The organism is Bradyrhizobium sp. BRP56, assembly GCF_020194035.1.
Taxonomy (GTDB): Bacteria; Pseudomonadota; Alphaproteobacteria; order Rhizobiales; family Xanthobacteraceae; genus Bradyrhizobium; species Bradyrhizobium australafricanum.
Genome location: NZ_JADYVV010000025.1, coordinates 21,784 through 36,078, shown reverse-complemented (window position 1 = coordinate 36,078; position 14,295 = coordinate 21,784). Strand labels below are relative to the sequence as shown.

The 14,295-nt window shown below is 64.0% G+C and carries 14 protein-coding genes; 1 reads left to right on the top strand and 13 read right to left on the bottom strand.

The features are described from left to right. Positions 1 to 238: 238 nt before the first annotated feature. The 10 genes from serA to I6F38_RS18865 form a co-directional block, all read right to left on the bottom strand. Positions 239 to 1,828 carry a phosphoglycerate dehydrogenase gene (gene serA, locus I6F38_RS18910; protein WP_225161387.1) on the bottom strand — a complete coding sequence of 530 codons (1,590 nt, stop codon included), beginning with the start codon at positions 1,826 to 1,828 and terminating at the stop codon, positions 239 to 241. A 210-nt stretch (positions 1,829 to 2,038) separates the two neighbouring features. After that, complete coding sequence (locus I6F38_RS18905) at positions 2,039 to 3,211, bottom strand: phosphoserine transaminase (protein WP_225161386.1); 1,173 nt, start codon at positions 3,209 to 3,211, stop codon at positions 2,039 to 2,041. A 78-nt stretch (positions 3,212 to 3,289) separates the two neighbouring features. Beyond that, positions 3,290 to 3,502 (bottom strand): hypothetical protein, encoded by a 213-nt coding sequence (locus I6F38_RS18900; protein WP_050382779.1) that lies wholly within the window; start codon positions 3,500 to 3,502, stop codon positions 3,290 to 3,292. A 168-nt stretch (positions 3,503 to 3,670) separates the two neighbouring features. Then, entirely contained in the window at positions 3,671 to 4,141 is a 471-nt protein-coding gene (locus I6F38_RS18895; RefSeq protein WP_225161385.1) for a GNAT family N-acetyltransferase, read from the bottom strand. 18 nt (positions 4,142 to 4,159) lie between these two features. Further along, positions 4,160 to 4,750 (bottom strand): glutathione S-transferase family protein, encoded by a 591-nt coding sequence (locus I6F38_RS18890; RefSeq protein ID WP_225161384.1) that lies wholly within the window; start codon positions 4,748 to 4,750, stop codon positions 4,160 to 4,162. A gap of 82 nt (positions 4,751 to 4,832) precedes the next feature. Further along, a complete protein-coding gene (locus I6F38_RS18885; protein WP_225161383.1) occupies positions 4,833 to 5,717 on the bottom strand; it encodes an outer membrane beta-barrel protein in 885 nt (294 codons plus the stop codon). 180 nt (positions 5,718 to 5,897) lie between these two features. Next, complete coding sequence (locus tag I6F38_RS18880; protein WP_225161382.1) at positions 5,898 to 6,746, bottom strand: outer membrane beta-barrel protein; 849 nt, start codon at positions 6,744 to 6,746, stop codon at positions 5,898 to 5,900. Positions 6,747 to 7,048: 302 nt separating this feature from the next. Then, positions 7,049 to 8,299, bottom strand: coding sequence for an MFS transporter (locus I6F38_RS18875; protein ID WP_225161381.1), 1,251 nt, complete (start codon positions 8,297 to 8,299; stop codon positions 7,049 to 7,051). Positions 8,300 to 8,611: 312 nt separating this feature from the next. After that, positions 8,612 to 9,958 carry a phosphoglucosamine mutase gene (gene glmM / locus I6F38_RS18870; RefSeq protein WP_016846677.1) on the bottom strand — a complete coding sequence of 449 codons (1,347 nt, stop codon included), beginning with the start codon at positions 9,956 to 9,958 and terminating at the stop codon, positions 8,612 to 8,614. 216 nt (positions 9,959 to 10,174) lie between these two features. Continuing rightward, on the bottom strand, positions 10,175 to 10,348 hold the full coding sequence (locus I6F38_RS18865) for a hypothetical protein (protein ID WP_225161380.1): 174 nt from the start codon (positions 10,346 to 10,348) through the stop codon (positions 10,175 to 10,177). Between the two features lie 142 nt (positions 10,349 to 10,490). On the opposite strand from I6F38_RS18865, the gene I6F38_RS18860 reads away from it, so the two are divergent. Next, positions 10,491 to 11,627 carry an alpha-hydroxy acid oxidase gene (locus I6F38_RS18860; RefSeq protein ID WP_028340554.1) on the top strand — a complete coding sequence of 379 codons (1,137 nt, stop codon included), beginning with the start codon at positions 10,491 to 10,493 and terminating at the stop codon, positions 11,625 to 11,627. Between the two features lie 261 nt (positions 11,628 to 11,888). On the opposite strand, the gene I6F38_RS18855 is transcribed toward I6F38_RS18860, so the two are convergent. From I6F38_RS18855 to I6F38_RS18845, 3 genes are all read right to left on the bottom strand, one after another. Beyond that, positions 11,889 to 12,497, bottom strand: coding sequence for a hypothetical protein (locus tag I6F38_RS18855; RefSeq protein WP_225161379.1), 609 nt, complete (start codon positions 12,495 to 12,497; stop codon positions 11,889 to 11,891). Positions 12,498 to 12,757: 260 nt separating this feature from the next. Then, complete coding sequence (locus tag I6F38_RS18850) at positions 12,758 to 13,336, bottom strand: hypothetical protein (protein ID WP_225161434.1); 579 nt, start codon at positions 13,334 to 13,336, stop codon at positions 12,758 to 12,760. Between the two features lie 116 nt (positions 13,337 to 13,452). Beyond that, positions 13,453 to 14,295, bottom strand: a complete 843-nt coding sequence (locus I6F38_RS18845) for a shikimate dehydrogenase (protein ID WP_225161378.1) — start codon at positions 14,293 to 14,295, stop codon at positions 13,453 to 13,455.

The window sequence follows — 14,295 nt, the reverse complement described above, 5'->3', positions numbered from 1 at the left end:
TCGTGGCCCGTTCGTACACATTTTTCGGCGAGCGCAACAGCAATACCGGACGCCCCGGAACGACAAACGCCGCCTCCGGGACCGGAGACGGCGTCATGTTCCGCAGATCGGAATATGGATGTGCTTGAGCGGTATCTTTGTTCGTCACGTCCGGGCGCGTCCCGGACGACGAGAACCGCTCAAACAACGTTTAAAACATCGGCGCCTTGAAACGTCGGCGGCTCAGAACGTCAGTGCCTCAGAACGTCAGTGCCTTGGCCTGCTTCACCTGCGGCAGCGTCTGTACCTTGGCGAGCAGCTCCGCCGGCACCGCGCCGTCGACCTCGACCAGCGCAATGGCGTCGCCGCCCTGCTTGACGCGGCCGAGATGGAAGGTCGCGATATTGATTTTCGCATCACCCAAGAGGCTCGCGAACGCGCCGATGAAGCCCGGCTTGTCCTCGTTGGTGACGTAGATCATCGACTTGCCGAACTCGGCGTCGACGCGGATGCCCTTGATGTCGACGAGACGCGGCTTGCCGTCGGCGTAGACGGTGCCGGACACCGAACGCTCCTGACGCTCGGTGGTGACGGTGACCGTGATCAGGCTTTCATAGTCGCTCTGCGCGGCGCGGACGACCTCGTCCACCACCATGCCGCGCTCCTTGGCGACGACCGGCGCCGAGACCACGTTGACCTCGCCCAGCATCGGCCGCAGCAGGCCCGACAGCACTGCCGAGGTGATCGCCTTGATCTTCATCTCGGCGACGTGGCCCTCATAGGTGATCTCTGTCTTGAGGATGCCGCTCTCGGTGAGCTGGCCGGCGAACGAGCCGAGCTTCTCGGCGAGCTCGATGAACGGCCTCAGCTTCGGCGCCTCTTCCGCCGTGATCGAGGGGAAGTTGACCGCGTTCGAGATCGCGCCAGACAGCAGATAGTCCGACATCTGCTCGGCGACCTGCAGCGCGACGTTTTCCTGCGCTTCGGTGGTGGAGGCGCCGAGATGCGGGGTGCAGATCACATTGGGATGGCCGAACAGCACGTTCGAGGTCGCCGGCTCCTCGACGAACACGTCGAAGGCGGCGCCCGCGACATGCTTGGAATTCAGCGCGTCGACCAGCGCCTGCTCGTCGACCAGGCCGCCACGCGCGCAGTTGATGATACGCACGCCCTTCTTCATCTTGGCGATCGCGGCCGCATCGATCACGTTGCGGGTCTTCTCGGTCAGCGGCGTGTGCAGCGTGATGAAGTCGGCGCGCTTCAAGAGATCGTCGAGCTCGACCTTCTCGAGGCCGATGTCCTTGGCGCGCTCCGGCGACAGGAACGGATCGAACGCGATCACCTTCATGCGCAGGCCGAGCGCGCGGTCGGCGACGATCGTGCCGATATTGCCGCAGCCGATCACGCCGAGGGTCTTGGCGGTGATTTCGACGCCCATGAAGCGGTTCTTCTCCCACTTGCCGGCCTGGGTCGAGGCGTCGGCCTGCGGAATCTCGCGCGCCAGCGCCAGCATCAGCGTGATCGCGTGCTCGGCGGTCGTGATCGAATTGCCGAACGGCGTATTCATCACGATGATGCCCTTGGCGGTCGCGGCCGGGATCTCGACATTGTCGACGCCGATGCCGGCGCGGCCGATCACCTTGAGCCTGGTCGCCTTCTCGATGAGCTTGGCGGTCGCCTTGGTGGCCGAGCGGATCGCGAGGCCGTCGTAATTGCCGATGATCTCGGCGAGCTTTTCCTTGTCCTTGCCGAGGTTGGGTTGGAAGTCGACCTCGACGCCGCGATCCTTGAATATCTGGACGGCGGCGGGAGACAGCGCGTCGGAAATCAGAACTTTGGGTTTTGTCATCTCGATTGTTCCTTTACCCTGCCGCGGGCGGGTCTCCTGGACCGATCTGGTGAAGTCTCTGATCACTTCTCCCTCTCCCCGTTTCTTGCGGGGAGAGGGTTGGGGTGAGGGCAGCCACGAGCGAGGAACAAGCCGAAAGGGCCCCTCACCCGGATCGCTGCGCGATCCGACCTCTCCCCGTAAGAACGGGAAGAGGTGACAAGAGAAAACTTATGCCGCCTTGGGCAACGCTGCCTTGGTCTCGGCAAACGCCCAGTCGATCCACTGCGTCAGCAGCTCGACATCCTTGGCTTCGACGGTGGCGCCGCACCAGATCCGCAGACCCGCCGGCGCATCGCGGTAATACGCGAAGTCGAAGCCGGCGTTCTCCTTCTCCACCAGCGCGACCAGCTTCTTGCAGAAGTCGGCCTGTGCGTCTGATGGAAGCGAGGTGATCGCGGGATCGGTGAACTTGAGGCACACCGAGGTGTTGGAGCGGATCGCGGGATCCTCGGCCAGGAAGTCGATCCAGGGCGTCTTCGCCTTCCAGTCGGCGAGCGCCTTGGTGTTGGCGTCGGCGCGGGCGATCAGCGCCTTCAGGCCGCCGATCGACTTCGCCCAGTTCAACGCATCGAGATAGTCCTCGACGCAAAGCATCGACGGCGTGTTGATGGTTTCGCCCTCGAAGATGCCCTGGTTGAGCTTGCCGCCCTTGGTGAGGCGGAAGATCTTCGGCAGCGGCCAGGCCGGCTTGTAGGTCTCGAGCCGTTCCACCGCGCGCGGCGACAGGATCAGCATCCCGTGCGCGGCTTCACCGCCAAGCGCCTTCTGCCAGGAGAAGGTGACGACATCGAGCTTGGCGAAATCCAGCGGCTGCGCGAAGGCGGCCGAGGTCGCGTCGCAAATCGTCAGGCCTTCGCGATCCGCGCTGATCCAGTCAGCGTTCGGCACGCGCACGCCCGAGGTGGTGCCGTTCCAGGTGAAGACGATATCCGACTTCGGATCGACCTTGGAGAGATCGGGGATTTCACCATAAGCCGCGTTGAGCTTGGTGACGTCCTTCAGCTTCAATTCCTTGACGATATCGCTGACCCAGCCCTCGCCGAAGGATTCCCAGGCGAGCGTGGTGACGGGCCGCGCGCCGAGCAGCGACCACAGCGCCATCTCGACCGCGCCGGTATCCGACGCCGGCACGATGCCGATCTTGTAATCGGCAGGCACCTCAAGCACCTCGCGCGTCAGTTCGATCGCGAGCTTGAGCTTGGCCTTGCCGACTTTCGCACGATGCGAGCGGCCGAGGGCGGCGTCCTTGAGATTGTTGGGGTGCCAGCCGGGGCGCTTGGCACAGGGGCCGGAGGAAAAATGCGGCACTTCAGGCCGCGAAGCGGGCTTCGCTGCAGTCATAATCTACCCTTCCAGATAGCTGCCTCTCGGTGGGGAGAGGTTTCCCGCGGTCGGGGATAGTGGAAAGGTACCCAAACGTCAAGAAAGTTCGGACTCGTCTGGAACAATCCGGGCATCACGGCTGATTGATGGGGCGTCCTCGACCTGCTGGATCGTCTCCTGATCGAGCAAATCTGCCGCCAGAGTCATGATCTTAACCGCCCTGCGCCGGCTCGATACTTTCAGAATGCGCTTTTCGCCGGCCTGCACGATGTATTCGTTGCCGACCCGCACGATCGAATAATCCGACATTCCAATCCCCAGTTGCCCGCCGCCCCGTGGGAGACGTCCGACATACCGGACTCGTTCCGGTCCGTAAAATCACGGAGACCGGCTTAGTTTATTGGCTGTTAACCGGATCGCAGACTATCCGCTGCTTCAGGTATTGGCGGGTAGATGGCACAACTTATTGCACGCGATTCAAAAGCGAATCGTCATCCCGACATGGCTGCGCGCGAACCCGAGCCGTTCATAGAAGCGCTGCGCATCGACCCGCGTCTGATGCGTCAGCAGCTCGACGAGCATGCAGCCTCTCACGCGCGCCTCCGTGACTGCCCACTCCACGAGCTTCTCGCCGATGCCGCGGCTGCGGCAATGCTTTGCGACGCGAACGTCCTCAAGCAGGCCGCGCGAGCCGCCCTGCGAGCTGATGCCCGGCAGAACCGCAAGCTGCAGACAGCCGACGACGACGCCCTCTCCGTCGACGGCGACGACGAGCTGCAGGTTGGGATCGCGCTCGACCCGCGCGAAGGCCTCGTAATAGCTTTGCGGCAGCGGATCCTCGATCCGCTCGCGCGCACTGCCGAGCGGATCGTCCGCAAGCATGCCGACGATGGCGGCGACGTCTTCGCGGCGGGCACGGCGGATCATAATGGATGAAGCTTCAGTCATGGCGGCATTCACCTGAGGTCAGCGGACCGGCGACAGCGCGAGCACGCGCTCGGCGTCGGCGATCCAGCGACGGATCACGGGATAGCGCGCGAGCTCGAGGCCGCCATCCTCCGCGACACGGGTATAGGCGAGCAGCGAGACGTCGGCGAGCGAGAACGCGTCTCCGACCAAAAATTGTGTACCCGCCAGATGCCGCTCCAGATGATCGAGCGCGACATAGCCGCGCTTGATGAGGTTCGGATCGATCTCCGAGATGGCCTTGCCGAGATACACGGCCTGAAAGCGGCAGACGGCCACATAAGGCTCATGGCTGTTCTGCTCCCAGAACATCCAGGCATCCATCTGCGCCGCGCGATAGGGATCGCTCGGGATCAGGTCGCTGCCGCGCGCGAGATAGCGGATGATGGCGTTGGATTGGGCCAGCGTGCGGCCGTCATCCAGCTCCACCGTCGGCACCTGGCCCCAGTCGTTTCGCTTGAGGAATTCCGCGGTCCGGCTGCCGCCCTTCATGGTGTCGATCTCGACCCATGTGTACGGCAGCGCCAGCCTGTCGCACACCCATTTCACCTTCAGGCAGTTGCCTGAATTGGCGTCGCCGTAGATTTTCATGTGATCGCGCTCCGCACCGGGTGGCGACAGAGCAGCAGTCGCTCCCCGGTCTGTCAACCGTCGCCGGCTACGGCAGCGGCGATCAGAACTTGTAGCCGGCGCCGACCCGGAAGCTGTTCATGTCGACGGCGATATTCTTGACCGCAGCGAAGCGCACATATTCCCACTCGCCGCGGAGAAACAACCCGCCGACCACGCAATATTCAAGCCCGAGGCCCGCGGTCCAACCGACCGCATAGTTGTTCACCCGCTGCTCCGTCTGGGCGGCGCTGCCTGAGCCTAGGTAGTCGTTATGCTGAATTGTAACGGTGTTGTTGCCGACCGTCTGGGTCTCGGCCCAGGCATCGTACTTGTCAAACGACACCGTCGCCGAACGCGACACGGACATGCGTCCCACCGCAACACCGCCGAACATGTATGGCAGGAAGTTGCCTGCCGCCCATCCGGCGCGTCCACGGAAGGTCGTGACGTCCTTGACCTGCAAGGCGGCGCTCCCCGACAACGTGGTGTTGTAGGTGTAGGTGTGCCCGCTCGGAGGAGTCTCGCCCTTGGGATTCACGATCTGCCGTGTCATCGAGTCGCCCGCCGAACTTTCGAGGCCGTTCAGGTAATTGTAGTTGGCCTCGACGCCGAGCACGACGTCGTCCCATTGCCAGTTGCGGCCGACGAACGCGCCGAACCCGTTGCTCTGCGCATGGTTCTTCGGCAGCAGAGCCCAACCCGAAACCGGGTCGGCCAGAACGCTCTCGCGCAGCATGAAGGAGGTCATCGCGCTTGGCGCGTGGCTGAAATCGATGTCGCCGGAGGTATAGCCGATCTGGCCGCCGACATACCATCCTTCCCAGTTCCCGCTCCTGCTCGGTGCATCGACATAGGAGCCGCGCAGGATCGGAAAGTCCGGCAGGTCGGCAGCCTGTGCGCCGGTCACCGTTCCAATCATCATCGCCGCCAGCACCAACCTACGCATTGCAACGCTCCATCCACCGCACCGATTTCGCGTTGATCATCGCCTGTTAACCTTAACCAATCGTTGTCGCCGCCCGTTTTCGAGCACGCAAGTTGCAGAAGTTCGCGACATGACGCGGCAAAGAAAAACGGCGCGGGATGGTCCCACGCCGTTGCAATCGTTAACCGTGAAGGCCCGAAATTAACCCTTGCGGATCAGCGGCGGCGGAGCCGGCGGCGGCACGTCGCAGCACGGCAAGTTGAAGCGCACGCCGAGCTTCACGTCCTGCGAGGTGATGTCGCGGTACTGGAAGCTCGAGAGACCGGCCGGCGTGCCGTCGAAGAAGTGACCTTGGCCGTGGGCGGCAGTGCCCATGTCGAGGTAGCGATAGGCCAGTTCAACCGTGAAGTTGTTGGTGACCTTGTAGGCGACACCGGCATGCAGCGCCCAGGCGAAGTTGGTCTTGGTGGCGCCATCGGCGATGAAGGAGCTGGTGAGGCCCGACCCGCTCGGGAACGTCGCGACGTCGGAGAAGGCCGAGGTCTTGATCGTCGCGGCACCGACACCGGCACCGATGAACGGGGTCAAACAGCCCCAGGTGCCGAGATCAGCGTAGACGTTGACGAGGCCAACCCAGCTCTGGATGCCGCCATGATAGGCGTCGCTCAGCGGGCTGGGCCCGGGGAACGTGAAGAAATCGGTGCCGTTGAAGCTCACCTTCGAGCGATACTCACCGGTGATGTCGGCGCGGAACCAGCTGTTGAACTGATAGCCGACGCCGATGCCGTAGAGCACGCCGCCGTCGAAGCCGTGGCCATACTGGTTGAAGGCGGTGCCGGCCGGCAATGTGTCGTAGGCGTTGACGTGCAGCTTGGCCTGGGTGTTGGTCATGCCGATGTCGCCGCGCAGATACCAGCCGCCGAAATCCTGGACCGGCGGAGGAGCATACGCCATCGGAGGCGGCGGCATGATGGGCATGTCGGCGGCGAACGCCGCCGAGGACAACAGAGATGCCGCACCGGCGGCAATCAGGGTCTTTACGCTACGCATTGGCTTCGTCCTTTTGGGCCAAGTGAGGCGACACGAAAGCCCCACGTCTGAAACTCACGGCCCGGACGATGGCAGGAAATGTTTAAGCGGCACTTAACCCTAATTTTTAAGGTTGATTTTCTCTCACCTTTCTCTGCAGCTGTCGCTTATGGGTCCATAAATGACGCAGGTTGGCGGCGGAACATCGCGATCCCGCCACAAGTGCTAATGAAGCGTTGACGCATGCGCGCCGTTCGCAAGGGCATGGGAGCCGCGTGTGTTAGCGAATGCTTAACGCGGGCGTCGCGTCTGCGGCCGGGCGTTCAGTGCACGGCCTTCGGCATCTTCGGCAGGAACACCGCGAGCAGGCCGATCGCCGGCAGGAAGGCGCACAGCTGGTAGACGAAGGCGATCGAGGTGTGGTCGGCGAGCTTGCCGAGCACGGCGGCGCCGAGACCACCGATCCCGAACGCGACGCCGAAGAACACGCCGGAGATCATGCCGAAGCGATGCGGCATCAATTCCTGCGCGAACACGATGATCGCCGACGTCGCCGACGAGATGATCAAACCGATCACGACCGTCAGCACAGCGCTGGCGAACAGGCCGGCATAGGGCAGCGCCAGCGTGAACGGCAGCGCGCCGAGGATCGAGAACCAGATCACGTATTTGCGGCCGAAGCGGTCGCCGAGCGGGCCGCCGATGAATGCGCCCGCGGCATTGGCGGCAAGGAAGACGAACAGATAGAGCTGCGCCGCCTGCGTCGAGACGCCGAACCGGTCGATCAGATAGAAGATGTAATAGCTCGACAGGCTCGAGACATAGAGCTGCTTGGAGAACAGCAGCGCGACCAGCACGATGAGCGCGATCTTCACGCGCCGCTGATCCGGATGGTCGGGATGCCGCGCGATGGCGACCGTCTTCTTGCCCGATATCTGCGGCTTGTACCAGACGCCGATGCGCCAGAGGATCACGATGGCAAGGAACGCGATCGAGGAGAACCAGGCGATCGAGGGCTGGCCGAACGGCACCACGATCAGTGCTGCAAGCACCGGTCCCATCGAGGTGCCGAAACTGCCGCCGAGCTGGAACACCGATTGCGCGAAGCCGTAACGTCCGCCCGACGCCAGCCGCGCGATGCGCGACGATTCCGGGTGGAACACCGCGGAGCCGAGGCCGACCAGCGACGCCGCGATCAAGATGACCCCATAGGTGTGCGCAACGCTGAGCAGCAGCAGCCCGAAGAAGGTGAAGCCCATGCCGATCGCAAGCGAGAACGGCTGCGCCTTCTTGTCGGTGAAATGCCCGACCAGCGGCTGCAGCAGCGACGCCGTGAACTGGAACGCCAGCGTGATCATGCCGATCTGCGCGAAGTCGAGCGCGTAATTGTCCTTCAGGATCGGATAGACCGAAGCGATCAGCGACTGCATCGTGTCGTTGAGGAAGTGCGAGAAGCTGATGCCGGCAAGCACGACATAGGCCGGTCCCGCAGCGACGGCGACCTTCGCGGCCGTCAGCTCCGGCACCGGCACCGGCTCGCCCAGCGCCTGTTTGCTCACGACGGGTTTGTTCAATGCAGCATTCCCGGACAGATTCGCAAAAATACCTCCGTGTCGTACGACGCGGAGGTGAGGCAAACCAGTTGCGTTAGCCGATGGCAGCGATGCGCTGTGTGGCCAGCCGGCGGCCAAACTCTATCCCCGTCACCCTGAGGAGCGCCAACGCGTCCGCGCAAAGCGCGGCCCGATGACAGGCTCCGCGCGTCTCGAAGGGTCGACGGCCCGGCGCTCGCCACATCGCGACAACGGGCCGTGCATCCTTCGAGACGCGCGCAAGGGCGCGCTCCTCAGAATGACGGATCACGAGCTGACGAGGCCGGACGGGGCTTAAGCCGCGGCGGCGTGACCGAGCGCGCTGACGATGTTGTCGACGACCTCTTCCACCAGGATACGATCGTCGCCCTCGCCCATGACGCGGATCACCGGCTCGGTGCCAGAGGGGCGGATCAACAGACGGCCATGGCCGTTGAGGCGCTTCTCGCCGTCGGTGATCGCGGACTTGACCTCGGCGTCGTCGAGCGGCTTGCCGCTGCGATAGCGCACGTTCTTCAGGATTTGCGGCAACGGGTCGAAACGCCGGCAGATCTCCGACACCGGGCGACGCAGCTTCTGCACCACCGCCAGCACCTGCAGCGCGGCGACGAAACCGTCGCCGGTCGTCGAATAGTCCGACATGATGATATGGCCCGACGGCTCGCCGCCGAGATTGTAGCCGCCGCTCAGCATCTGCTCGAGCACATAGCGGTCGCCGACCGGCGTGCGGACCATCTGCAGCCCGAGGCCCTGCAGGAAGCGCTCCAGCCCGAGATTGGACATCACGGTCGTGACGATGCCGGGCTTGGCGAGGCGCCCCTCCTCCTTCCAGCTCTGCGCGATCACCGCGAGCAGCTGGTCGCCGTCGACGATGTGGCCGCGCTCGTCGACCAGGATGACGCGATCGGCATCGCCGTCGAGCGCGATGCCGATGTCGGCGCGCATCTCGCGCACCTTCCGCGACAGCGCTTCCGGCGAGGTGGAGCCGCATTCCTTGTTGATGTTGAAGCCGTCGGGTTCGACTCCGATCGGCACCACGTCGGCGCCGAGCTCCCACAGCGCTTCCGGCACCACCTTGTAGGCGGCGCCGTTGGCGCAATCGACCACGACGCGCAGGCCGTCGAGCGAGAGATCGCGCGGCAGCGTGCGCTTGGCGAATTCGATGTAGCGGTCATGGACGCCGTCGATGCGGCGGGCGCGGCCGAGGCTCGCGCTCTGCGCCAGGCGGCGGTCGAGCGATTCGTCGAGCAGCTGCTCGATCTGCTTCTCGACATCGTCCGACAGCTTGAAGCCCTGCGGGCCGAACAGCTTGATGCCGTTGTCTTCGAACAGATTATGCGACGCCGAGATCATGACGCCGAGATCGGCGCGCATCGACTTGGTGAGCATCGCGATCGCCGGGGTCGGCATCGGGCCGACCAGCAGCACGTCCATACCAACCGAGGTGAAGCCCGCGACCATGGCGTATTCAATCATGTAGCCGGACAGCCGCGTGTCCTTGCCGATCACGACGCGATGGCGATGGTCGCCACGCTGAAACACCAATCCCGCGGCCTGCCCCACCTTGAGCGCGAGCTCCGGCGTGATCAGCCCATTGGCGCGGCCCCGAATTCCATCGGTCCCGAAATATTTGCGGCTCATGTAACCCCCAACACGGACCTCTCGAACCACCCGGCGAGAGAGTCCTGAACGCCTACCAGTCTAGCGTGCATCGGCCTTATAGACTGCCAGGCGCTAAAAGGACTTCAAAAAATATGATGAATCATTACCGGGGCTAAACCCCGTGCCTCTACATTAAGGCACTGAAAGATATAACATTATTACTCTTTCGGCAACCTGGGGAACGAACGTCGTCCCCTACCCTTTGCCGGTGCGCTTGACGTGCTGGTCACCCTTGGTAGGGGCCGGCTGGGTGACATTGACGGGGTCGGAACCGGGAAACGTCTCCTCCAGTCCCTCCTCCAAGGCCTCGTCGAGCCGGCGCTTCTCGGCGTTCTCGTCTGCTTTCGGCTTGGAGCCTGATTGGGTCATCGCACTCTCCCATCCGTCTTCGATTTGGCAGGCCTCCCATCCATGCTAGATGACGGCAAGACCGAACACCCGCAAGACTTGCTGCCTAAAACAAGGCTCGCGACATCGAACGTGCGACACAGAAGAAGGGCCGGGACCGTCCATGAAGCACATTACCTGCATCGAAGATCTGCGCCAGCTGCACAAGCGCCGGGTGCCGAAGGCGTTTTTCGATTATGCGGACCGCGGCTCCTACACCGAGGACACGCTGCGCGCGAATTCGGAAGATCTGCAGCAGATCAAGTTCCGCCAGCGCATCCTGGTCGATGTGTCCAAGCGCACCCTGGCGACCACGATCCTCGGCGAGCCGGCGGCGATGCCGCTGATCCTGGCGCCGGTCGGCCTGCTCGGCATGCAGCATGGCGACGGCGAGATCTATGCCTGCCGCGCCGCGCAGGCGGCCGGCATTCCCTTCACCCAGAGCACGATGTCGATCTGCTCGATCGAGGACATCGCGGCCGCCGTCGACAAGCCGTTCTGGTTCCAGCTCTACGTCATGAAGGACCGCGGCTTCATCAAGTCGCTGATCGAGCGCGCGATCGCGGCGAAATGCTCGGCGCTGGTGTTGACCGTCGACCTGCAGGTGATCGGCCAGCGCCACCAGGACATCAAGAACGGCATGACGGTGCCGCCGGAATGGTCGCTGTCGAAGCTGATCGACTTCGCGACCAAGCCCGCCTGGGTGTCCGGCGTGCTGCAAGGCAAGCGCCGCACCTTCGGCAACATTGCCGGCCACGTCAAAGGCACCGAGGACCTGACGAAACTGTCGGAATGGACCGCCTCGCAGTTCGACACCTCGCTGAGCTGGAAGGACATCGACTGGATCCGCAGCATCTGGCCGGGCAAGCTGATCCTCAAAGGGATTCTCGATGTCGAGGACGCCGAGCTTGCCGCCAAGACCGGCGCGCAGGCGATCGTGGTCTCCAACCATGGCGGCCGCCAGCTCGACGGCGCGCCGTCCTCGATCGAGGTGCTGCCGGAGATCGTCGACGAGGTCGGCTCGAAGCTCGAGATCATGTTCGACGGCGGCATCCGCACCGGCATGGACGTGATGCGGGCGCTGGCGCTCGGCGCGAAGTCCTGCATGATCGGCCGCGCCTATGCCTATGGCCTCGGCGCCGGCGGCCAGGAAGGCGTCGCCAAGGCGATCGACATCCTGGGCAAGGAGCTCACCACCACGATGGGGCTGTGCGGCGTCAACACCATCGCCGAGATCGACGATCACGTGCTGGCGGTTTAGCCGCCGGCGCTATTATCGTAGCCCGGATGAAGCGAAGCGTAATCCGGGTCTTTCCTCGTGGATAGATTGGGCCCGGATTGCGCTGCGCTCCATCCGGGCTACGCAATCTTCGTCGTCCCGGGCAAGCGAAGCGCGACCCGGGACCCATAACCACCGATGGCCGTCGTTTCGCAACGCCGCGGCGACAGCACGCTTCAACAACTCAACCCTGTGATTACGGGTCCCTGCTTTCGCAGAGACGACAGCGGAGCCTGTTCAGCCTCACATCGGCGGTGCGATCCCGTCGCGGCCGACATTGACGCGGTTGGCTTCCAGCGTGCCGTCGTCCTTCTTCAGCGCACCGAAGATGATGATCTTGGCGCCCGGCTTCAGCTCCGACTTGTCGCCGGCGACGAAGGTGACGACCGGGGTGCCCGGCGGCACCACGACTTTCTTCTCGCCGTCCTTGTACTTCACCGTGATGTTCTGGCCGTCGGTGCCCTTCACGGTCTCGGCGACGGTGGCGTTGGTCATGGTCGAATTGGCGCGCAGGTCCCACGGGCGGAAGCCTTCGGCGGCGCCGCGCTGGTTCTCCGGGAAGATGTGAACCGCGATCGCCTTCTGCGTTCCGTCGGGTTCGGGCATCGCGGTGACCCCGATATAGGAGCCGGGCTTGATCTCCGACAGATCGGTCTTGGCGACGCCGAACACCGCGACGTTGTCGGTGGTCCGCACCTTCACGTCGGCACCGTCGCGCGACTTGATCGACAGCATGGCGCCGTCGACGGCCTCGATGGTGCCGCGGATGCGCACCGCCGGCGGCTGCTGCGCGGATGCAGCCGAGGCAAGGGCAACAAGAAGCAATGCGGCGAACAGCGTCGATTTCGGCATGGTGTCCCTCATGGGTTTGGCTGGCGAATCAGGGAACACCGCGGAGTTGAAGGTATTCCGTGCGGCTACCTCCCGTTTGCGGGAAAGGTGACCGTTCAACAACTACGGACCGGATGAGGGGGCCGTTACTGCGATAACGGACAGGTGATGCGTTTGCATGTTCTGCCGTAGCCCGGATGGAGCGGAGCGCAATCCGGGGACCGCCTTCCTGGGAAGATTCCCGGATTTCGCTCCGCTCCATCCGGGCTACGCGCTGTGCGTCACATCGGCGGCGTGAGGCCGTCGCGGCCGACGCTGACGCGATCGGTTTCAAGCGAGCCGTCTGGCAGTTTCTTCATGAAAGCGATGACCTTGGCGCCGGCCTTCAGGTCCGCTCTGTCACCGGGAACATAGGTCACGACCGGTGTATCGGGTGCGACCTCCACCTTCTTCTCGCCGTCCTTGTACTTGACCAGCAATGTGTGGCCGTCATTGCTGACGACGGATTGCGCGACGGTCGCATTGGTCATGCTGCTGTTCGGCTTCAGATCGTAGGGCCGCGAGCCTTCGCCGGTGCCGCGCATGTTCTCCGGGAAGACGTGCACCTCGACCGCCTTCGGCGTGCCGTCGGGGCCGGGCACGGTGGTCGTGCCGATGAAGGAACCGACCTTGATGTCGGATAGCGCGATCTTGGTGAGACCGAGCACCACCATGTTGCCTGCCATGTGCAGCTTGACGTCCTCGCCGCTGCGCGACTTCACCGCGAGCGTATCGCCATCGGCGCTCTCGACGGTTCCACGCACCCGCGTCGGCGTCGGCGGCTGCTGCGCAAGCGCATAAAGCGTGGATGCCGTCACCATCGCGAGCGCGATGCACGGACGAAAGAGATGGGAACGGCTGGCAGGCATGGTGATCTCCGGGAGGGAACGTGGGGGGACTAACACGAGACACCGTGCCAGAGACGCTATTCCAGGCCTCAAGTCTTTGTGAGATCGGCTTCGACCAGCCCACGCAGTTCCGCTGTAACTTGCGGGCGTTGGCCGAACCACAATTCAAAACCGCGCACCGCCTGATGCAGCAGCATGCCGAGCCCGTCAGCGGTCTTCAGGCCACGCGCCTCCGCCGCCGCGAGCAGCGGCGTCACCAGCGGCACATAGACAATATCGGAAACAACCGCATTTTGTGGCAGCAACCCCACATCGACCTCGAGCGCGGGCTGGCCATGCTGGCCGAGCGACGTGGCGTTCACCAGCAGCCCTGCGCGCGGCAGCAACTCGCCAACCGCGTCCCACGTCGCGGGATGAACACGCGCGTCGAACTGGTCGGCGAGCGCACGGGCACGGTCGATGGTGCGGTTGACCAGATGCACGCGCGCGATGCCGCGCTCGATCAGGCCGAACACCACCGCACGTGCCGCGCCACCGGCGCCGAGCACCAGCGCGTCCGCGGTCTTGTCCCAGCCGGGCGCGCAGGCGTCGAGATTGTTGATGAAGCCTTCGACATCGGTGTTGGTCGAGCGCAGCTCGCCATCGGCGAACCACAGCGTGTTGGCGGCGCCGACGGCACGGGCGCGCTCGTCCGGCGCCGATAGCGCCAGCGCGCGCTCCTTGTGCGGAATGGTGACATTGGCGCCGACGAAGCCGCGCAGCGACAGCCGAAACAGGAAATCCTTGAAATCCTCCGGCGGCACCGCCTCGATCACATAGCCGCCCTCGATGCCGAGCGTGCGCAGCCAGTAATGATGGATCAACGGCGAGCGGGAATGCGCGGCGGGCCAGCCGATCAGGCACGCGGCGCGGGTTTTGCTTGAGGACGTCAT